The sequence below is a fragment of the Enterovibrio nigricans DSM 22720 genome (assembly GCF_900167155.1).
GTDB lineage: Bacteria > Pseudomonadota > Gammaproteobacteria > Enterobacterales > Vibrionaceae > Enterovibrio > Enterovibrio nigricans.
Genome location: NZ_FUXU01000017.1, coordinates 1 through 19,502 on the forward strand (window position 1 = coordinate 1; position 19,502 = coordinate 19,502).

The window sequence follows — 19,502 nt, forward strand, 5'->3', positions numbered from 1 at the left end:
CATGAGACTACGACGATTGATGGGTGTAGCCGATCAGATCGTAGCTTCTAGATTTAGTTCCATCGATTTAAGCAACAAAGCCTTCACTGATCCTAAAAATGGAAAGCGTTACCAACTGGTCGACAAGCCTGCAACCTTGATCCATCGCCCGCGTGGACTTCACCTTGAAGAAGCGCACATCATTTTCAATGGCAAGTCGATCCCAGCCGCTTTGATGGATTTCGGGCTCTACTTCTTCCATAACTACCAAAGCCGCCAACAGCGTGGCCAAGGGGTCTATTTCTACCTCCCTAAATTGGAGTCCATGGAAGAGGCGGCATGGTGGGAAGCGGTTTTTGATTTCACCGAGCGTTATTTTAAAACCGAGTCAGGGACAATCCGCGCAACGGTATTGATTGAAACCCTGCCCGCCGTATTCCAAATGGAAGAAATCTTGTATGCCTTGCGCAAGCACATCGTGGGCATGAATTGCGGCCGTTGGGATTACATATTCAGCTACATCAAAACGCTAAAAAATCACACCGATCGCATCTTACCTGACCGTCATGCTATCGGCATGGATCAGCCTTTTCTCGACGCTTACAGCAAACGTTTGATTCAAACCTGCCACCGTCGAGGAGCATTAGCGATTGGCGGCATGTCAGCATTTATCCCTTCAAAAGACCCTGATGAAATGGCACGCGTGACGCAAAAGGTCATTGAAGACAAACGCCGAGAAGCCACTAACGGCCACGATGGCACTTGGGTAGCACACCCGCACCTCGTCACCCTTGCACGCGACACGTTTGATCAATACCTGAACGGCGCGACGAACCAACGTTGCTTTATGCCGGATGGCACCTATGACGCAGCTGTGTTGCTTCAACCCTGTCAAGGGCCAAAAGACGAAGCTGGCGTCAGAAAGAACATCCGAATTGCTGTGCTTTATATGGAAGCATGGCTTCGCGGCATAGGCTGCGTTCCCATTTACGGAATGATGGAAGATGCTGCCACGGCAGAAATCTCTCGTGCCAACATCTGGCAATGGCTGAAACATCAAGTCTCTTTAGACGATGGCAGAGTCTTTACCATTAAGATGTTCAAACAATGGCTGAACCAAGAGGTCGCAGACATGACGGCAGCGGCTGGCAATGAAGAGAACAGGAAATTTGAAGACGCATCGGCGATGTTCTATTCCCTCTCCACGGATAAAGACTTTGCAGATTTCCTGACAATTCCTTGCTACGAAAAACTCGAATAACACGCATTGGCAGCGGCAAGACTGTCGCTGCCGTCCACTTCAAGGAGATCGACATGGAAAATCTGACGATGACAAAGGCACTGGAAATAACCACGCAGGTATTTCTCGCTGCCCAAGAGCGAAAAACCGCGCCACTAACGGTGGCCATTTTAGACAAAGGTGGTGCGCTTATTTCGCTTCAAAGGCAGGATGGGTCAAGCATGATGCACCCTGAGATCGCCATTGCCAAAGCATGGGGTGCATTAGCTCTGGGCTGTTCATCTCGAAAAATCGCGGATGATGCGCAAACTCGGCCTTGCTTTATCTCGTCAGTGGCCACCCTCGCACAAGGCAACCTTGTTCCGGTGCCCGGGGGTGTGCTCATCCGTGATGATACGTCTGAACTCCTTGGAGCCGTCGGGGTGTCCGGTGACATTTCTGATACGGATGAAGCCGTTGCGATTGAAGGTATTTTTGCGGCAAAATTTTGCACCGACAGTTCGCTGACCCTGTAAGCACGCCAACTTTTACAAGAGACACCGCCACACGCATTAAAAATTTTTATTTGGCGGTGTTTCACTTCATTCCCTATGAAATTTCCCCGTAGTCTCCGCTATGGAACAGAACACATACCGCAAACCCATAACAGAGCCGATACAATAAAAGCAGCAATGTTGTACAATCAGTTCAGATATTCATATACAAAAATCAACAACAAAAGGTTTCGTTCGCTTTCAGAACGTTATTTAACAGCAAGTTCGTCGAGTGACGAATTTGGAAAGGAACTACTGTATGACAGGGCTTCTCAAAGCAACCCATAAAAAAAACAAACCGACAAACCCTAAACTCACCCAAGACGATATCGTTTACGGGCATATTTTTGATGCCATCCTCGAACAGCGTCTTCCGCCCGGTACCAAGCTCAGTGAAGAAGCATTAGGGGAAATATTTGGCGTGAGCCGCACCATTATACGACGCGCCTTACTCCGTCTTTCAGTGGAACAGGTGGTCAGCACTCGGCCAAATCGCGGTTCCATTGTGGCTTCTCCATCAGTAGAAGAAGCCATGCAAATTTTGAAAGCGCGAGAGGTCATGGAGTTGGCGATCGTTGAACTTGCCGCTGAGAATGCCACCAGTGAACAAATCGCCAAATGCCGCATAATGGTGGCCGAAGAGCAAGAGGCAATCGCGCAAAATGATACAGGTCGAAGCATTCGCCTGTCCGGCGAGTTTCACATTGAGCTTGCTGCGATGGCGAACAATCTGCCACTGATGAGTTTCCAGCGCAGTTTGGTTTCTCAATGTTCGCTCATTATTGCCTTGTATGAATCGTCCAAGAAAACCAACTGCTCCTGCGATGAGCACACGCAATTACTGGATGTTATCGAAGCGGGAGACAAAGCGTCCGCAATCGCGCTGATGAAAACACACCTCGATCATATCAACTCCAAACTTAACCTTCAGGACGAAAATAATGCTCAAGATCTTCACGCTGTATTTTCTAATGTCGTGAAAAAGAAAGCCTAAGTTCTTCGCCGATCGCCCCACATTTCGGTGGGGCAACGTTCCCTCTGCGCACTTATATCCAACTTGAAATCCATACCACATTTGAGAATTCATACCAATCCCCATCACGGATTGTATACAATTTCACCTAAACATTTTGTTAAACGGCATGGTGGAAAAACCATTACCCTATGTTTTTATTATCATTTAACATGTTACACCCATGTTATCGCAGTGTTTTCATAAAGTTGACCGCACGGTCAGAAATAACTAGTTTGTAATCAATGGATACGAAGACGTCATGGAGGCCGTGTGATCCGTTTTCTCTTAAATCAGAACTTACAGGAAGAGACCAACATCTCTCCTAACCTGACCATACTGAACTACCTTCGCGAACACGTGCGCAAAACAGGCACGAAAGAAGGGTGTGGCTCTGGCGACTGTGGGGCCTGTACAGTGGTATTGGGCGAAGTGGTCGAAGGTAAACTTGAGTATCGCAGTGTGAACTCATGCCTAACATTTGTGTCAGCCCTTCATGGCAAACAGCTCATTACCGTTGAAGATTTACGAACCAAGAATGGTTTGCACCCAGTACAGCAAGCCGTCGTCGATTTTCATGGTAGCCAATGTGGTTTCTGCACACCGGGCTTTATCATGTCGATGTTTGCGCTGACTAAGAACCACCCAAACGCTGACAAAGAAGAAACCTACGAAGCGTTAGCGGGAAATCTCTGTCGCTGCACAGGTTATCGTCCCATTGTCGAAGCTGCACTGTCATTGAGTCAGGAAACACCAATCCGCGACCAATTCGCCGAATACGAAAGCGACATCATCGCGAAACTCAATGCAATCGGTAAACCTGATCTTGAGTATCATGCCGATGGTAAAACGGCGTTCACGCCAACCAATAGCGATGAGCTTGCACAAACCTTAATGGCGCATCCAAATGCAAAACTGCTTGCAGGTGGTACAGACCTAGCGCTTGAAGTGACGCAGTTTCATCGCGATATCGACAAGCTTATTTACCTCGGCCGCGTTGATGACATCAAAACCGTCCACGAAACCGACACGCACATCGATATTGGCGCGAACGTGCCATTTACGGATGTCTACCGTGCGCTTGAACCTCACTACCCCGATTTCGGAGCCTTGCTGCAACGCTTTGCATCACTACAAATCCGCAATCAAGGCACAATTGGCGGCAACATCGCCAATGCTTCCCCGATTGGAGACGGGCCTCCACTTCTTATCGCCCTAGGAGCCAGTATTGTTTTACGCCGTGGCGATACCGCGCGAGAAATTCAGCTCGAAGATTTCTTCAAAGGCTATAAGGTCACTGAGTTACAACCTGCTGAGTTTGTTCAAACTATTCGGGTGCCAAAACCTCAGCCAAACCAGACATTCAAGGCGTACAAGATCTCAAAACGTTTTGATGATGACATTTCAGCTGTTTGTGGCGCATTCAATTTAACATTTGATGGCGACATTGTTTCAGACGCACGTATCGCGTTTGGCGGAATGGCTGCGATACCCGCGCGCGCAAGTCACTGCGAACAGGCGTTAGTGGGGCAACCATTAACGGCAGCAACGATTCAATCTGCGATGACGGCATTAGGCAACGATTTTTCCCCTATCTCTGACTTCAGGGCAACAAAAGAATACCGCGCCGAAACCGCTGCAAACCTACTCTACCGCTTGTTCACGGAGTTGAACTACACCACGGATGGAAAAACGATTGAAACGAGGGTGATTCATTATGTCTCGTAAAACAGCACCAAATATGACCATGGAAGAAATGGCGGCACAGGCCAAAGCAGGTTTAGCTACCGGCGTTGGTAAATCGGTCAAACACGAAAGCGCGGAAAAACAGGTATCTGGCGAAGCTCTCTATATCGATGATCGCGGCGAGTTTCCGAATCAACTCCATGTCTACGCATTAATGAGCCCTCATGCTCATGCCACGATCACTAAATTAGACGTGTCTCCCTGCTATAACATGCCTGGTGTTCGTACTGTCATCACTGCGAATGATGTGCCGGGTGAACTCGATATCGGCCCAATCTTACCGGGCGACCCAATGCTTGCCGATGGCAAAGTGGTGTATGTAGGGCAGCCTGTTATTGCAGTTGCCGCAGACAGCTTGGATAACGCGCGCAAAGGTGCTGAAGCCGCGATTATTGAATATCAAGAATTACCTGCGGCTTTAGACGTAGAAGATGCGTTAGCACAAGAGCTGTTCGTGACAGACAGCCACACGCAAAAACGTGGCGATTCCACCAGCGCGATTGCTCAATCTGCGCATGTTCTAGAAGGCTCACTGCATGTGGGTGGACAAGAGCATTTCTATTTGGAAACACAGGTATCCAGTGTTGTTCCTACGGAAGATGGCGGCGTCATTGTTTACTGCTCGACCCAAAACCCAACGGAAGTACAAAAGCTCGTTTCGTCCGTGTTGGGTGTACCCATGCACAAGGTGCTTATCGACATGCGCCGCATGGGCGGTGGATTTGGGGGGAAAGAAACACAAGCAGCAGCACCCGCTTGTATCGCCGCTGTGATCGCAATCCAAACCGGACAACCGGTTAAATTCCGTCTGCCACGTCGTGAAGACATGATGATGACAGGAAAACGCCATCCCTTCTTCAACCAGTACAAGGTAGGATTTGACGATAACGGCGTCATTCAAGGTATCGAGATTGTGGTATCCGGTAATGCGGGCCACTCTCCTGACCTCTCTCGCTCCATTGTCGATCGCGCCATGTTCCATTCTGACAATGCATATTACCTCAACAATGCCACCGTGACGGGGCATTGCGTGAAAACCAATACGGCATCAAACACCGCATATCGTGGCTTTGGTGGCCCACAGGGTATGATGACCATTGAACATGTCATGGACACCATTGCAGGCCACCTTAATAAAGATCCGCTAGAGGTGCGCAAGGCCAATTACTACGGCACTTCATTCAGCCAAGACAAAGGCGATGGTCGAGACGAAACCCACTACTTCCAAAAGGTCGAAGATAACTTCATCCATGAAATGACGGCTGATTTGGAAATATCCTGTGACTACCAAGCGCGCCGCAAAGCGATTGCAGAATTCAATGCCACCAGCCCAATCCTGAAAAAGGGCATTTCGATTACACCAGTGAAGTTTGGCATCTCATTCACTGCCACTTTCCTCAACCAAGCTGGCGCACTTGTTACTGTCTATACAGACGGCAGCATTAACCTTAACCATGGTGGCACAGAAATGGGCCAAGGCCTTAACACCAAGGTGGCGCAGATTGTCGCAGAAACCTTTAACGTGGACGTTGATACCATTCAAGTGACGGTCACCAACACGGAAAAAGTCCCCAACACGTCACCCACGGCTGCTTCATCAGGCACAGACCTGAACGGTAAAGCCGCGCAGAATGCTGCGTTGATCATCAAAGAACGCATGGTCGATTTTGCATCTTCACATTTTGATGTATCACCCAATGACGTGGTCTTTAGCAACGGGATTGTCACGATTGGCGACAAAGAAACCCTGACTTTCGCCGACTTTAGTGAGCTTTGCTGGTTCAACCAAATCTCGTTGGCAGCGTCGGGCTTCTATCGCACGCCGAAGATCTTTTACGATCACGCAACGGCCCGCGGCCGCCCTTTCTATTACTTCGCTTACGGCGTTTCCTGCTCCGAAGTCATTGTCGATACGCTCATCGGCGAATACAAAGTGCTGCGTGTAGACATACTTCATGATGTTGGTGCGTCACTCAATCCTGCCATTGATATTGGCCAAGTTGAAGGCGGATTCATTCAAGGCATGGGGTGGCTGACGACAGAAGAGCTGGTTTGGAACGATAAAGGTCAGCTCATGACATCGGGCCCTGCGAGTTACAAAATCCCTGCCGTGGCTGACACACCGGAAATTTTCAATACACGATTAGTGGAAAATCGCGCCAATCCTGAAGACACCGTCTTCCATTCAAAAGCCGTCGGTGAACCGCCGTTTATGTTGGCGATTTCTGTGTGGAGTGCGCTTCGCGATGCGATTGCGAGCATTGCAGACGAAGGAGAAATTCCCCACTTACCTGCCCCAGCCACACCTGAGCAGGTTTACAACGCGATTAAACAAGCGCGTAAAGGTAAGTCTTCTGTGTCGTTTGCCCTGTAAACGGCGCACCAGAACCATGGAGGTCAGTCATGTTTAAAGACAATTGGATCCAGGCACTGGCGGAATTTGAAGCCAAAGGCACACCGTGTGTCATGGTCACTGTACTGGAAGATAAAGGCTCGGTGCCTCGCGGCGCAGGCACCAAGATGCTCGTTACTGACAGCGATATCATCGCCACCATCGGTGGTGGGCATCTCGAACACGTTGCCATGAAAACTGCGCAGGAAATGCTGGCTCAAGGCGAGCAAGAAATGAAAGTTGAACGCTTTAATCTCGGCGCGAGATTGGGGCAATGCTGCGGCGGTGTCGTTACGCTAAGTTTCGAGCCCATTGGTCAACAACGCCATGTCCTTGCCCTCTTTGGTGCAGGTCATGTCGCGAAAGCACTCGTACACATTCTGGCGACGCTACCCTTTAAGGTCATTTGGATCGATGAGCGAGAAGAGCAATTTCCCGCACATTTACCCGACAACGTCGAAATGCGCGTGAATGATGACCCTGTGGGTGAAGTGTCTACCTTACCTGCAAACAGCATGTATCTGGTGTTAACCCACAACCACCAGCTCGACTTTGATCTTTCTCGCGCCATTCTAAAACGGGGAGACAGCCGCTACTTTGGGCTTATTGGCTCCTTGTCTAAGAGAAAGCGTTTTGACTATCGCTTAAAAGAGCGAGGTTTTAACGATGACGATATCAACACCATGATTTGTCCTATCGGCATTGAGGCGGTCAAAGGAAAGCACCCCGCTGAAATTGCCGTTTCTGTCGCTGGAGAACTCATTGCTTGCTATCAAGGCGAACAAATTCTCAATAAACGCGAACACGCTACAAACGGAGCCGAGGCACAGAAACGACCCGAAAAGCTCTCTATTCTGAATAGAGATCCTGAAGAAAACGATAAAAATAACAAAGAGAAAATAAGGGCATAAAGGAATGAAAGACCCAAAAGCTCATCCGGCGAAAGCCTTTCGCACTGCCATATTGCATAGCATTGCAAACCCTACTGATGTTGGGTTGGAAAACTCATACCAATATTTTGAAGACGGCATTCTATTGGTTGCGGACGGCCATGTCGTTAAAGTCGGAGACGCAAAAGAGATATTACCCACACTCGATGACAGCGTCGTTGTGACCGAGCTGGAAAACAAGCTCATCACCCCTGGCTTTATTGATACCCATATTCACTACCCGCAAACAGGGATGATTGCTGCCTATGGCGAACAACTTCTGGATTGGCTAAACAACTACACGTTTCCAGAAGAAAAACGCTTTGCTGATAAAGACTATGCCAGAGAAGTTGCCGTGCAATTCTTAGATGAACTGGCACGAAATGGCACCACCACAGCACTCGTTTTCGGAACTGTACATAAAGAATCCGTTGATGTGTTTTTTCAAGAGTCCGAGAAACGCAATCTTCGTATGATTGCGGGCAAAGTGCTAATGGACAGAAACGCCCCAGACGATCTGAAAGACACACCGGAATCGGGTTACGAAGACAGCAAAGCCCTCATCGAGAAATGGCACAATAAAGGTCGCCTCCATTACGCAGTAACACCTCGTTTCGCGCCAACCAGTACCTCTGAGCAATTGCGCTTAGCGGGCAAGTTGCTAGAAGAGTACCCCGACGTTTATATGCATACACACCTTTCCGAAAACCAGAAAGAAATTGAATGGGTACAGGCGTTATTCCCTGAGAGCAAAAACTATCTGGATGTGTACGATCAACATGGCTTACTTTCAAGTAGATCTGTATTTGCCCACGGTGTTCACCTTTGTGAAGGAGAGTGCAGCAGACTCTCTGAAACTGACTCCGCTATCGCGTTTTGTCCAACATCTAACCTTTTCTTAGGCTCTGGCTTATTTCCACTTTCAGATATGGAAGCAAAAGGGATCAAAGTCGGTATGGGAACGGATGTTGGTGCCGGCACCAGTTTTTCACTGCTGCAAACCATGAGTGAAGCCTATAAAGTGATGCAACTTCAAGGCGATAAACTTCATCCGTTTAAATCGCTCTACCAAGCAACATTGGGCGGCGCGAAAGCACTGTCTCTCGACAATGTAATTGGGAATTTCGAATCGGGAAAAGAAGCAGACTTTGTTGTATTGGATCTCAATGCAACACAACTGATGAGATTTAGAATGGAGCACGCGAAATCGTTAGAGGACAAACTCTTTGTCCTGATAACGATTGGCGATGACAGAACCATCGCCAATACCTATTCATACGGTGAGTGTGTTTACGAAAAACAATGATTCTCTGTGTATTTCGCGGGTAAATCACCCGCGAAAGATCGTATGCCAGGCAACAACCTGCGGAATGTTAGCCAACGCATTGATCATCGGATATTCGACATCAACTTCGCCATACCTTTGCTTGTATAGCTCATACGCTTCAGCAACCGTTTTAGCCTCAACCATATCACCACTCATTTCAAAGCCCTGCTCTAGCAGTTGAAACTTTTCTGCGTAGAAATCAATACCGTCGAAATCTACATGTATGGCAACCTTGTTTTTGAGAAAGAATAGATAGCGACTCATAGTAAGTACCCCACTTGAAAAGAATCAAAAAGTTGTATGGAAAGCACTCTAGGTTTCGCTGTTGTAGACAAATGCAATGTCACAAGATCTCGTCTATAACGACATATTTAAGGATAATTGTTCGTCTACATACCTGCTCAATGTGCTAATAACACTAACATATTGCTTCTTTCAGAATGTTGCGCCACCCCATAAATATAAACTCGCTCGCATCTTCGCCACTTACCACACACACTAGATGTGACAACGTCACTAATGAATACGCAATGAACCGAGAACGATCACAGTCATGCCAAGATAAGCCAAAAGGCGTCATGCTTTTTACATAAAAAAAGCCGCTGAGCGGCTTTTATAGATCATATCGCGGGTTAAGCGTGCTTTGAGAGAAACGTTGTGAGCGCATCCAAAACAAAGGCGGGTTGCTCCATATTGCTGATATGCCCTGCATGAGGGATCAGAATATATTCACTTCCATCGATCGCATCGTGCATTAACATCGATTCCAATGGTGAACGAGGCTTGTCCTCGGCTCCTACCATGATAAGTGTCGGCACAGTGAGCTTTTCGATTTCATCAAATGTGTCTCGACGATCAAAAACGATGCGACCCACTTTCGTCATATTCACAGCTTCACTGCCTTTTAGACCACTCAACTTGGCGCGGAAACCTGCAACCAACTCAGGATTCGCGGTTTCAGCATCCGTCGCAAAAAACAATGGCGTAATGGCGTCAATGAGGGGGTCTGGAACGCTTTGTGTGGCTTCAATAGCATCTAACATGCCGAAGTACTTCGCTTTAGTAATTTCAGGTTCGTACCCAACGAAGGTATCCATTAATACCAAAGACTTCACGCGCGAAGGAGCTTGAAGGGCAAGTTCTGCTCCCCACATCCCGCCGACTGACAAGCCAACGATAGAGAAGGTTTCAATGTCCAGATGATCCATCAGTGCCAACATATCAGCGGCATAATCCACCAATGATTGTGTTTCAGCGGGCATTGATTCAGATTCACCGTGCGCCCATAAATCTGGCACGATACAACGATAACATTGGCTCAACACCTCAACCTGAGGAGCCCACATTTTGCTGTCCCACAAATAACTGTGTCCGAACAGCAGGACCGGACCGTTGCCGATATCCTGATATGCCATCGATTTACCATGACGAGTAAACATCTTCATCGTATTCCCTGTCGACTAATTTTCTTTATTTAAACACAAAAAAAGCGCCAGATGCTGGCGCTTTTTGTTAAAAAGGGTGGCTTACTCAGCGTCTGGTTTCTTTTTCTTAACCATGAACACATCTTCGCCCACAGAAACCGTTTTGTAGAAGCTCTTATCACGCTGTTTAGGCGCGGCTTTCTTCGCTGAAGGTTTATGTGCTTTCTTCGCGTGTGTCGGCTTTTTAGCATACGTTTTCTTATGCTTAGGCACTAAGCCTTTAAACTTGCCAACCAGACCTTCAAACGTTGCAAAGCTCATGGTTTTATCCAAAAAGCCTTCAATGCTCTTAAAGCTGTTCCAGTCTTTTGGACCCACAAACGAGATAGCAATACCTTTGTTACCCGCACGCCCAGTACGACCAATGCGGTGAACGTACTCTTCTGCGTGTTTTGGCATATCAAAGTTCACTACGTGTGATACGTTTGAAATATCCAAGCCACGAGAAGCAACGTCTGTCGTTACCAGTACTTTATGCAAGCCACGTTCGAACTCGTTCATAATACGGTTGCGTGCCGTTTGGTTCATGTCACCGCTCAGTGCTACCGCTTTAATACCGCGTTCAACAAACAATTTCGCTAGGCGATCAGTGTCCGCGCGCGTTGCTGTGAACACCATCATTTGCTGGTATTGCTCTTCTTCCATCACACGATCAAGCAGCGCTTGTTTGTGATCAAGATGGTCGCAAAGGTAGAAGCGTTGCTCGATGTCTTTGTGTTCTTCATTGACGTAACCAATCGCAACACGCTTTGGTTCATTCAACATGTCAGCGGCAATTTCGTTCACTTGTTTGTGGTCGAGTGTTGCAGAGAACATCAAGGTTTGACGACGACGGTGCCCTGCCGCTGTATTGATCGCTTTCAACTGCGGTGCAAACCCCAAGTCCAGCATACGGTCAGCTTCATCAAGGATCAGCATTTCCAAACCTTCAAGGCTCAGATGGCGATGCTCAAGGTGGTCAGCAAGACGGCCCGGCGTTGCAACAACAAACATTGGGTCTTTACGGAACTCTTTCGCTTGGTCGTTAAAGTTTTCACCGCCAAGGATCAACACGCCTTTGTATGGGGTGCCTGCTAGCAGTTTTTTCAGCTCACCATAAACCTGCTTGGCCAGTTCACGCGTAGGTGCAAGAATGACAACACGAGGGTCGCGGCGGCTGAATGCTTTCACACGCATAACGCGCTGAAGCGCAGGCAGCAAAAACGCCAGTGTTTTACCTGAGCCAGTTTTAGACGACGCGAGCAGATCTTTTCCAGTAGAAATAACTGGAATGGCTGCGGCCTGAATGTCGGTAGCTGCATCAAAACCCCAGTGTTCCATTGTTTTTATCAGGCGCTTGTCTAAACCCAGATTTTCAAATTGCAAAGGTAATACTCCAAAATCATTCTTTATACAGGGAGTTACTGAGTCTACTTTTACCCATCAACCCATGGCGACTCCCGTGGAAATTCGGCGCGAATACTACCATATTTCTGCAATTTCACGCAGTTTTTATTGTGTTTGATCACACTTTTGTGGTCGTTAATACGCCAATCATCGGCAATTCGCAGGGTTACGAGTAGCTTATCAAACCATTGAAACCTAAAAGAGTGGTCAATATGTCAGATTCAAAAGTCCTTCAACGCTGGAAACGCTTTACGCTTGAAGAAAAATTGCACACTTTACCCAACGGTGTTGAGACCTCGCATATTACCCTCACGCATCCCGGCGCTGTTGTGATCCTCCCAGTCGCAAACGATGGGAAGCTCGTGTTACTCCGTCAATACCGCCCATCCATAGCGTCATGGATTTACGAGTTTCCTGCAGGAACATTAGAATGTGGCGAAGACAAATTGCTGTGCGCAAAACGAGAGTTGGCAGAAGAAGCCAAACTTGCCGCGTCTGAATGGCACTCCCTCGGTGAAAGTCTCCCTGCCCCCGGCTTTTGTGATGAATCACAGTACTTGTTTTTGGCCAAAAACCTGACGCATGCTGAGGCGGATATGGACGAGGATGAGGTAATTGAAGTTGTGCACTTTTCCGTAGAAGATGTTAAGCAGATGATCGTTAACAATGAAATTAAAGACAGCAAAACAATTGTCGCCTTTTGCCGCGCACAATTGATGGGTTTGATCACATAGGACAGACGTAACAATGTGTTTACATTGACATCCGACCAGTTGTCGAATTAGGGTAAATGTTGCTGGATCGAATCAAGGATGAAAGATGAAACAGACGCTTGTCCGTGCCAACCGAATGCTAAAACTCTTTGGTTTTTTCAAGGTGCCGTTAATTTGGTATTGCCGCCCAAAGATCCTTGTATTGGATGACGAGCAAGTACAAGTTCGCATCCCCCTCAAACGAAAAACCAAAAATCACCTGAACAGCATGTACTTTGGCACCTTGGCAATAGGTGCCGATGTTGCGGGCGGCTTTATGGCGATGAGTAAAGCTGAGGCCAGAGGGCGAAAAATCTCACTGGCATTTAAAGCAGTGAAAGGCGATTTTCTGAAACGCCCAGAAGCCGACGTTCTTTTTACATGTACCGACGGTAAACTCATTGACGAAATGCTGGACAAGACATTGGCCACTGGTGAACGTGTAAATCAAGCAGTGAGAATCACCGCAACCTGCCCCGCGATCAATCACGACGAACCCATGGCTGTTTTTGACCTAACGCTTTCAGTGAAAGTTGTTTCATAGGTAAAACCACATTTAGTACTGTATAAGTCGCTTGTCTAAGTTCTATCACACAAATTTAACCTTTAATCAAGGTAACTTTTTGCCCTTTTCTTCTTTTGCTTATTAGACTTAAGTATAAGTTTGTTAAGGGTGGAGAGCGTTTTGATCAGGAAAATAGGCGACTTTTTAAGCTCGACACTGCACCGGGGATCATTCTCATTGCAACGGCCTTTGCCGCATTGATTATTGCTAACTCTCCCCTTGCTCCCGCTTACCTGTCTTTACTGGATACGCCGATACACATAAAGATTGGCGCACTGGATATCGAGAAAAACCTCTTACTGTGGATAAATGATGGCCTGATGGCCATTTTCTTTTTATTAATAGGTTTGGAAGTCAAACGTGAGTTAATCCAAGGCGCATTGCGGACTCGATCCCGCGCTATGTTTCCCGTTGTAGCCGCGATTGGCGGGATGGCTGTTCCGGTTTTAGTCTTTGTCGCGTTTAACATGGGAAACCCTGAAGCTTTGCAAGGATGGGCAATCCCTGCTGCAACCGACATTGCCTTTACCCTCGGCGTACTCGCGCTTTTTGGCAAACAAACGCCCGTTAGCTTAAAAGTATTTCTTCTTGCTCTGGCGGTTATCGATGACTTAGGCGCAGTCATCATCATTGCGTTGTTCTTCAGCAGCGATCTCTCCCTCATTTCACTCGCCATTGCCGTTCTGGCCAGTGCCACCTTGTTTTATATGAATGCTAAAGGTGTTGCGAGATTGACGGGCTACTTACTGGTGGGCGCAATTCTGTGGGTTGCTGTATTGAAGTCAGGCGTTCATGCCACCGTGGCGGGCGTGATCTTAGGCTTTGCCGTGCCGTTGCGCATTAAACACCACCGCGTTCGTAGCCCGTTAAGGTACCTCGAACACGGTATCCATCCTTGGAGCAGTTTCGCTATCTTGCCGCTGTTTGCTTTTGCTAACAGTGGTGTTCCTCTCGACAATTTCAGCGTAGACATGCTGTTAGAGCCATTGCCTCTCGGAATTACGCTCGGGTTGCTGCTGGGTAAACCGATTGGAATTTCAGCCGCCTGCTACCTCGCAATCAAAGCGAATATTGCCAGTCTCCCGAAAGGGCTCGACTTTAGCCACATTATGGCCGCGTCGATCCTTTGCGGAATTGGTTTCACGATGTCAATTTTCATCACCACACTGGCGTTCCCTGGGGCTGACTCTCATGCTTTGGTGGATCTCTCTCGTGTCGCCATTTTCATTGGATCTATATTAGCGTCAGTGATCGGTTACATGGCGTTAAAGCATACTTTGAGACAACAGAGTGCCGTCACCCAAGACGTTGCTGAATAGTCAAGCAGCGTCATTTAATTTTCCCAGTTATCCCCCTCGCACAACACACTGTATTCCATACAAAGTCTGACCATATTTTTGGTCAGACCACGTGTTTTTGCCTTTCATATTTTTGACATATAAAAGGGTGCTATTGACTTTCTGGGAAGCCGCATGACAACAGTATTGCAAGAACAAATCTACCGACTTATCAACCGATTCTGTGGATAAAAATTTCGTTATCCACACCCGAGAAATAATTGTATCCCACTGTTTTAATTGAAGTTTAAAGGTCAAGTTTTCAAATCAATTTTTCGTGAATTTTTTTGTGTGACGTCGTGCAAGTATTTCAAATGAAATGGATTTTGAGCATACAGCCAACTTGCCTGAATAAAATGCGTAAAATTTCAACCGATTTAATATCACTCAAAGAAGTGCGCTTTCGAATGGTCGGAGCCAAGAGATTGAGAATCAAACCTCTGCGAATAGAAACCAAGCCTGATTTATCATGTCAGAATGGCAAAGCAAACTTGCCAAGGTTAAAAGGTCTTTGATGCACCCCGGCGTATCAAGGTTTTTATTTCCCCCGTTTCATGATGCGGTAGCGTTCTGTGAAGTCCTGACGCAATATGATGAAACGCCGAGCTTAGTATTTGCAGCGCGTCACCATGGGACACCAGCAAAATGACTTTGTCCGTGTGGCGACACTCTAAGTCAGCAATGACATCCAACGTTCGTGCCCTAACACACGCTGTACTTTCAACACGCCTTTCCGCTTGATCTGAGTCCAGCGCGTCTTTTTCCCATACTGCTTCATATGACAGCGACGATAGTCCCTCATAGTCACCAAAGTAACGCTCTCTGAGCCGTATATCTTTTATCGGGCTGTTCAACGCCAGCACTTTTGCCACGATATCCGCTGTTTCTCTTGTCCGCATAAAATCAGAACAATAAATTAGATCAATCTGCGCATCTCGACACCCTATCGCCGCTTGCTTTGCTTGTTCCTTGCCCAGCGCTGAAAGACCAAAGTTAACGCAACCAATTTTGGGGTCACTGACGACAATATCCGCCACGTTGGCTTCGCTCTGTCCGTGTCTCATTATCATGTATGTATTTTTAAATACGGTCATATTTCCCTATACCTTGTTGATAACAACTATGTCCGTTTATGACTCGGATGGGTAGCAATCACATCGAGAGGTTCTGCGTTCTTGAGACGGCTACGGCTTAACTCACCGGCCTGATCAAGTATCGGGTAAGCGATTGAAGTAAAATGCGAATTAATCCGTATCAAATCTCTCAACAAATCTAAATACAAAGAGCGCCCCGAAACAAATGGTCCTTGATTATCCCTAAGCCCTTTCTGGTGTGCCAACGTCGCTTCACGCTCGATGCTCTTTACAATACTTTTTTGTTCAATCAATGCGCGTGCATTCGTGACATCCCCCGTCAGCAAAACACTGAATGCCAGTTCCATGTTTCGGTAAATACACTGTTTTAACTCTTCAATCGCGGCTTTTTCATAATCAGGAAGGTGTACATTCTGCTGAATGATCTTTTTGATGACTTCCGTCATGCTGCACTCCAGGATGTCACCTGCATGTTCTAGGTTGGTGGTATAAGACGAAATTCTAAAACACCGTCGTTGATACTTTTTAGGAATATCTTGCCGACTGAGCTCGGTTAGGTACCAGTTTATTTTTTCATGATATTCATCAACTAAATCATCTGACCGTTTAATGTTCTGAAGCTCAGCCCTATTTCGGGTGTGGAGCGCATCAAATGCACCATCCAGCATGGTTTTCAGTAAATCCCCCACTCTCAGAACTTCGCGTACCGAGTTTGTCAGGGCGACAGAAGGCTTACGGAAAGCTTTTCGGTCCAAGTATCTAGGGCTGTTGTCACTGGCTTCATTGACGGTATCTGGCACCCACTTTTCAAGTAATCTCGCACAGGGTTTAACGAAAGGAAGGAAGCTTATCGCCAATAGTACATTGAACATCATGTGAAAGTTGACAAGGACAATCGCAGGTTCACTTGCGTGAAACAACGACAACGATGCAATGATATTTAGCATCGGCAACGTAATAATGACACCAATAGCACGAAACACGAGATTGCCTATTGGCACGCGATAAATCGAAGGAGATGCATGTAGCGTATTGACCACAGCTGGTAACGCTGCGCCGAGATTCGCCCCTAAAATTAGCGGCATTCCCCCTTCCGTAGATATCACTCCCGAGCTTGCCATCGCAACAACAAGGAGAACAGTGGCTCGTCATTAAGGGCTGTCATCACTGATTGAATGGCAAGCGAATCCCGCATTGGTTCTGACGTAGACACAATGATATTAAGCGCGAGTAACATCAGTCCCAAACCAACACCAATCGCACCTATGGGTCGATGCTTTTCTTTCTTATTAAAGGACATCACAATAATGCCCGTGATGAGAAACAAAGGCTGTAACCAGCTCAAATCAAAGGTTAAAACCTTGGCAACGAGTGTCGTCCCTACATCAGCCCCGAGCAGAATCGCTAAACCACTTGCGGTTGCCAAGCCCTGATTCGCTAACGAACTCGCTAACAAGGCCGTCGCAGTACTGCTTTGAAGCAGACATGTCACACCTAGCCCTACACCAAACGCTCGCCAACGACTAAAAACAGCGCGGCCGAGACTCCGTCTAATTTTCCCACCAAACGCTTTAAGCACTGACTCTTTGACCAAAGTCAGACTAAACAACAGTAACGCAACGCCTCCTAACAGGTTGAAAAATATATATGTTCCACTCATTCACCCCCCATTTCACCACGCTAATTACATTTACTTTCAATGATGCCGTGCCTGCTTTAAACAAACTAATTTGAGCATATGTCTATTAACAACTTAGTCAAAAGTGAACTTTTGATCAACAAACGAACATTTTTATGTTCATTCGCTCATTTAATGTTGCTAAATTGTTATTTATGTTCTTTGCTTGATCGAAACAGGGAGAAATGAGCAGCTATGACCTCTGAATTAAAACTGTCATCAAAAGCCGAAATTCGTAGGAAAAAGATCATCGAATTGACACGGGCAAGAGGCAACGTATCTGTAGAGCTACTTACGGCGATGTTAGACGTATCTCCTCAGACAGTACGAAGGGATCTAAAACAACTCTGTAGCGACAACCTTTTACGCAGGCGCCACGGTGGCGTTGAATGTTTCGAGCAACAGCTTAATGCGCCCTACGATTTACGCGCAGCAACCAACCCCACGGAAAAGAAAGCAATAGCAGGGGCTGTCGCAGACGTTATTCCTGACGGGGCAACGGTGTTTATTTCCATAGGCTCTACACCGGCCATTGTTGCTGAAGCACTAACCAGTAAATCCGGCCTGACTGTTATGACGAACAACCTAAATGCAGCCATGGTGCTAAGCAATGAACCCAGCAACCGCATCATTATTCCGGGTGGTGAAGTACGCATGCCTGATAGAGACATACTGGGAGATGGCGTCTTGGAGTTCTTTAACAGTTACCGCGCCGAATACGGCATTTTTGGTGTCGCGGGCGTAGCAGAAGATGGTGGCTTACTTGATTTCCATACGTCTGAAGTACGCGTCCGGGAAGCCATTCGCACGCACTGTAAAACATCCATTTTGGTCATGGACAGTACAAAATTAACACGAACCGCTCCCGCCATCGGCGGAAACCTTTTTGATGTCGATTTGATCATCATGGATCAACATCCCGGCGATGATTTTTCCGAGATTAGTGACCGTGTTGGAGATCGTTTGAAGTTAGTAGGAGGCGACGCTTCATGAACTCAGAACCCTTTGTCTCATTCAACAACATCGCTAAACGTTGGAATGGGCAGCTTGGTGTCGAAAATATCTCGATTGATATTCCTGAAGGCGCATTCGTTGCGTTGCTTGGGCCTTCTGGCTGCGGCAAGTCAACGACACTTCGTCTTCTCGCGGGTTTGGAAATACCTGATGACGGTCAGATAAGAATAGAAGGTGCTGATGTCACTGAAATGGCGCCATCAGCCAGAAACCTTTCGATGGTTTTTCAATCCTATGCTCTGTTCCCTCACCTTTCTGTTGCAGAAAACGTCATGTTTGGCATGAAAGTTCGCAAAGTGCCCAAAGCCGAAAGACAGCAGAAATTAAGCAATGCACTCGATATAACTGGCTTAACTGGTTACGAAGAAAGAAAGCCCGGTGAATTATCAGGAGGTCAACGCCAACGCGTTGCCTTAGCGCGGGCTATCGTCGCGGGACAGCCTTTGTGCCTAATGGACGAACCCCTTTCTAATTTGGACGCCAAGCTTCGACATTCCGTTCGAAAAGACATTAAAAAGCTCCAGAAAGAACTGGGCATGACGGTGGTTTATGTCACGCATGATCAAACCGAAGCCATGAGTATGGCCGACATTATTGTCTTGATGAAAGATGGCAACATCATGCAAACAGGCTCCCCTCAACAGCTCTATAACGAACCGCAGAACACTTTTGCTGCTGAATTCATTGGCGCACCGCCGATGGCTCTCATCGAAGGCGGTGTCATCGATCAAACTGAACACGCCTCAAAAGTGGGCATTCGAACTGAGAACATTCACGTGGTTGAATCTGGTCTAGGTCGACTTAGCTGCACCGTATCCGAAAGTGAATATCTCGGTGAAGAGACCCATGTGTTGTTGGATCACCCCAAAGCCAAAGGGTTAGTGGTGAAACTGCATGGGTATAACTCCCTACAAGAAGGGAGCACGGTAGACATAACTTTCGAAGACAGTGCATTGCATTTCTTTGATGGTGATGGAAACAGAATGAATTAACACGGAGAGGCGCCACTTCTTGTCGTCATCACGTTCCAATCC

Annotated in this window: 18 protein-coding genes; 12 read left to right on the plus strand and 6 right to left on the minus strand. The window is 47.2% G+C overall.

What is annotated here, in order from left to right:
• From B5D35_RS08470 to guaD, 7 genes are all read left to right on the plus strand, one after another.
• Nucleotides 1-1,240: malate synthase (locus B5D35_RS08470; RefSeq protein WP_101210303.1), on the plus strand; the 1,240-nt coding region annotated here is incomplete at its 5' end.
• A gap of 53 nt (nucleotides 1,241-1,293) precedes the next feature.
• On the plus strand, nucleotides 1,294-1,734 hold the full coding sequence (locus B5D35_RS08475) for a GlcG/HbpS family heme-binding protein (RefSeq protein WP_078752154.1): 441 nt from the start codon (nucleotides 1,294-1,296) through the stop codon (nucleotides 1,732-1,734).
• A gap of 277 nt (nucleotides 1,735-2,011) precedes the next feature.
• Nucleotides 2,012-2,746, plus strand: coding sequence for a GntR family transcriptional regulator (locus tag B5D35_RS08480; RefSeq protein ID WP_078752155.1), 735 nt, complete (start codon nucleotides 2,012-2,014; stop codon nucleotides 2,744-2,746).
• A 291-nt stretch (nucleotides 2,747-3,037) separates the two neighbouring features.
• Nucleotides 3,038-4,492 (plus strand): xanthine dehydrogenase small subunit, encoded by a 1,455-nt coding sequence (xdhA, locus tag B5D35_RS08485; RefSeq protein ID WP_078752156.1) that lies wholly within the window; start codon nucleotides 3,038-3,040, stop codon nucleotides 4,490-4,492.
• The gene (gene xdhB / locus B5D35_RS08490) at nucleotides 4,482-6,884 is read left to right on the plus strand and encodes a xanthine dehydrogenase molybdopterin binding subunit (RefSeq protein ID WP_078752157.1); all 2,403 of its coding nucleotides are present in this window, start codon (nucleotides 4,482-4,484) and stop codon (nucleotides 6,882-6,884) included. Before xdhA ends, xdhB begins: the two co-directional genes overlap by 11 nt.
• A gap of 29 nt (nucleotides 6,885-6,913) precedes the next feature.
• Complete coding sequence (gene xdhC, locus B5D35_RS08495; protein ID WP_078752158.1) at nucleotides 6,914-7,813, plus strand: xanthine dehydrogenase accessory protein XdhC; 900 nt, start codon at nucleotides 6,914-6,916, stop codon at nucleotides 7,811-7,813.
• Between the two features lie 4 nt (nucleotides 7,814-7,817).
• Nucleotides 7,818-9,137 (plus strand): guanine deaminase, encoded by a 1,320-nt coding sequence (guaD, locus tag B5D35_RS08500; protein ID WP_078752159.1) that lies wholly within the window; start codon nucleotides 7,818-7,820, stop codon nucleotides 9,135-9,137.
• A gap of 24 nt (nucleotides 9,138-9,161) precedes the next feature.
• On the opposite strand, the gene B5D35_RS08505 is transcribed toward guaD, so the two are convergent.
• The 3 genes from B5D35_RS08505 to B5D35_RS08515 all read right to left on the minus strand — a co-directional run bounded on the left by B5D35_RS08505 (nucleotide 9,162) and on the right by B5D35_RS08515 (nucleotide 12,007).
• Entirely contained in the window at nucleotides 9,162-9,422 is a 261-nt protein-coding gene (locus B5D35_RS08505) for a hypothetical protein (RefSeq protein WP_078752161.1), read from the minus strand.
• Between the two features lie 368 nt (nucleotides 9,423-9,790).
• Nucleotides 9,791-10,603: an alpha/beta fold hydrolase gene (locus B5D35_RS08510; protein ID WP_078752162.1), complete on the minus strand. Its 813-nt coding sequence runs from the start codon at nucleotides 10,601-10,603 to the stop codon at nucleotides 9,791-9,793.
• Nucleotides 10,604-10,684: 81 nt separating this feature from the next.
• A complete protein-coding gene (locus tag B5D35_RS08515; protein ID WP_078752164.1) occupies nucleotides 10,685-12,007 on the minus strand; it encodes a DEAD/DEAH box helicase in 1,323 nt (440 codons plus the stop codon).
• A 233-nt stretch (nucleotides 12,008-12,240) separates the two neighbouring features.
• Between B5D35_RS08515 and B5D35_RS08520 the strand changes: the two genes are divergently transcribed.
• The 3 genes from B5D35_RS08520 (at nucleotide 12,241) to nhaA (ending at nucleotide 14,664) form a co-directional block, all read left to right on the plus strand.
• Nucleotides 12,241-12,762 (plus strand): NUDIX hydrolase, encoded by a 522-nt coding sequence (locus B5D35_RS08520; protein WP_078752165.1) that lies wholly within the window; start codon nucleotides 12,241-12,243, stop codon nucleotides 12,760-12,762.
• An 85-nt stretch (nucleotides 12,763-12,847) separates the two neighbouring features.
• On the plus strand, nucleotides 12,848-13,324 hold the full coding sequence (locus B5D35_RS08525) for a DUF4442 domain-containing protein (protein WP_078752166.1): 477 nt from the start codon (nucleotides 12,848-12,850) through the stop codon (nucleotides 13,322-13,324).
• Between the two features lie 188 nt (nucleotides 13,325-13,512).
• A complete protein-coding gene (nhaA, locus tag B5D35_RS08530; RefSeq protein WP_244556540.1) occupies nucleotides 13,513-14,664 on the plus strand; it encodes a Na+/H+ antiporter NhaA in 1,152 nt (383 codons plus the stop codon).
• A 518-nt stretch (nucleotides 14,665-15,182) separates the two neighbouring features.
• Here the strand turns inward: nhaA and B5D35_RS08535 are convergent.
• From B5D35_RS08535 to B5D35_RS24820, 3 genes are read right to left on the minus strand one after another with little or no spacing between them, the layout of a single operon-like run.
• Entirely contained in the window at nucleotides 15,183-15,776 is a 594-nt protein-coding gene (locus B5D35_RS08535; RefSeq protein WP_078752168.1) for a histidine phosphatase family protein, read from the minus strand.
• A 26-nt stretch (nucleotides 15,777-15,802) separates the two neighbouring features.
• Nucleotides 15,803-16,861: a Na/Pi cotransporter family protein gene (locus B5D35_RS24815; RefSeq protein WP_244556536.1), complete on the minus strand. Its 1,059-nt coding sequence runs from the start codon at nucleotides 16,859-16,861 to the stop codon at nucleotides 15,803-15,805.
• Between the two features lie 17 nt (nucleotides 16,862-16,878).
• Complete coding sequence (locus B5D35_RS24820; RefSeq protein WP_244556537.1) at nucleotides 16,879-17,436, minus strand: Na/Pi symporter; 558 nt, start codon at nucleotides 17,434-17,436, stop codon at nucleotides 16,879-16,881.
• Between the two features lie 213 nt (nucleotides 17,437-17,649).
• Between B5D35_RS24820 and B5D35_RS08545 the strand changes: the two genes are divergently transcribed.
• Together B5D35_RS08545 and B5D35_RS08550 are read left to right on the plus strand one after the other, a co-directional pair.
• Nucleotides 17,650-18,447: a DeoR/GlpR family DNA-binding transcription regulator gene (locus tag B5D35_RS08545; protein WP_078752170.1), complete on the plus strand. Its 798-nt coding sequence runs from the start codon at nucleotides 17,650-17,652 to the stop codon at nucleotides 18,445-18,447.
• Nucleotides 18,444-19,460, plus strand: a complete 1,017-nt coding sequence (locus B5D35_RS08550; protein WP_078752171.1) for an ABC transporter ATP-binding protein — start codon at nucleotides 18,444-18,446, stop codon at nucleotides 19,458-19,460. Before B5D35_RS08545 ends, B5D35_RS08550 begins: the two co-directional genes overlap by 4 nt.
• Nucleotides 19,461-19,502: the final 42 nt, after the last annotated feature.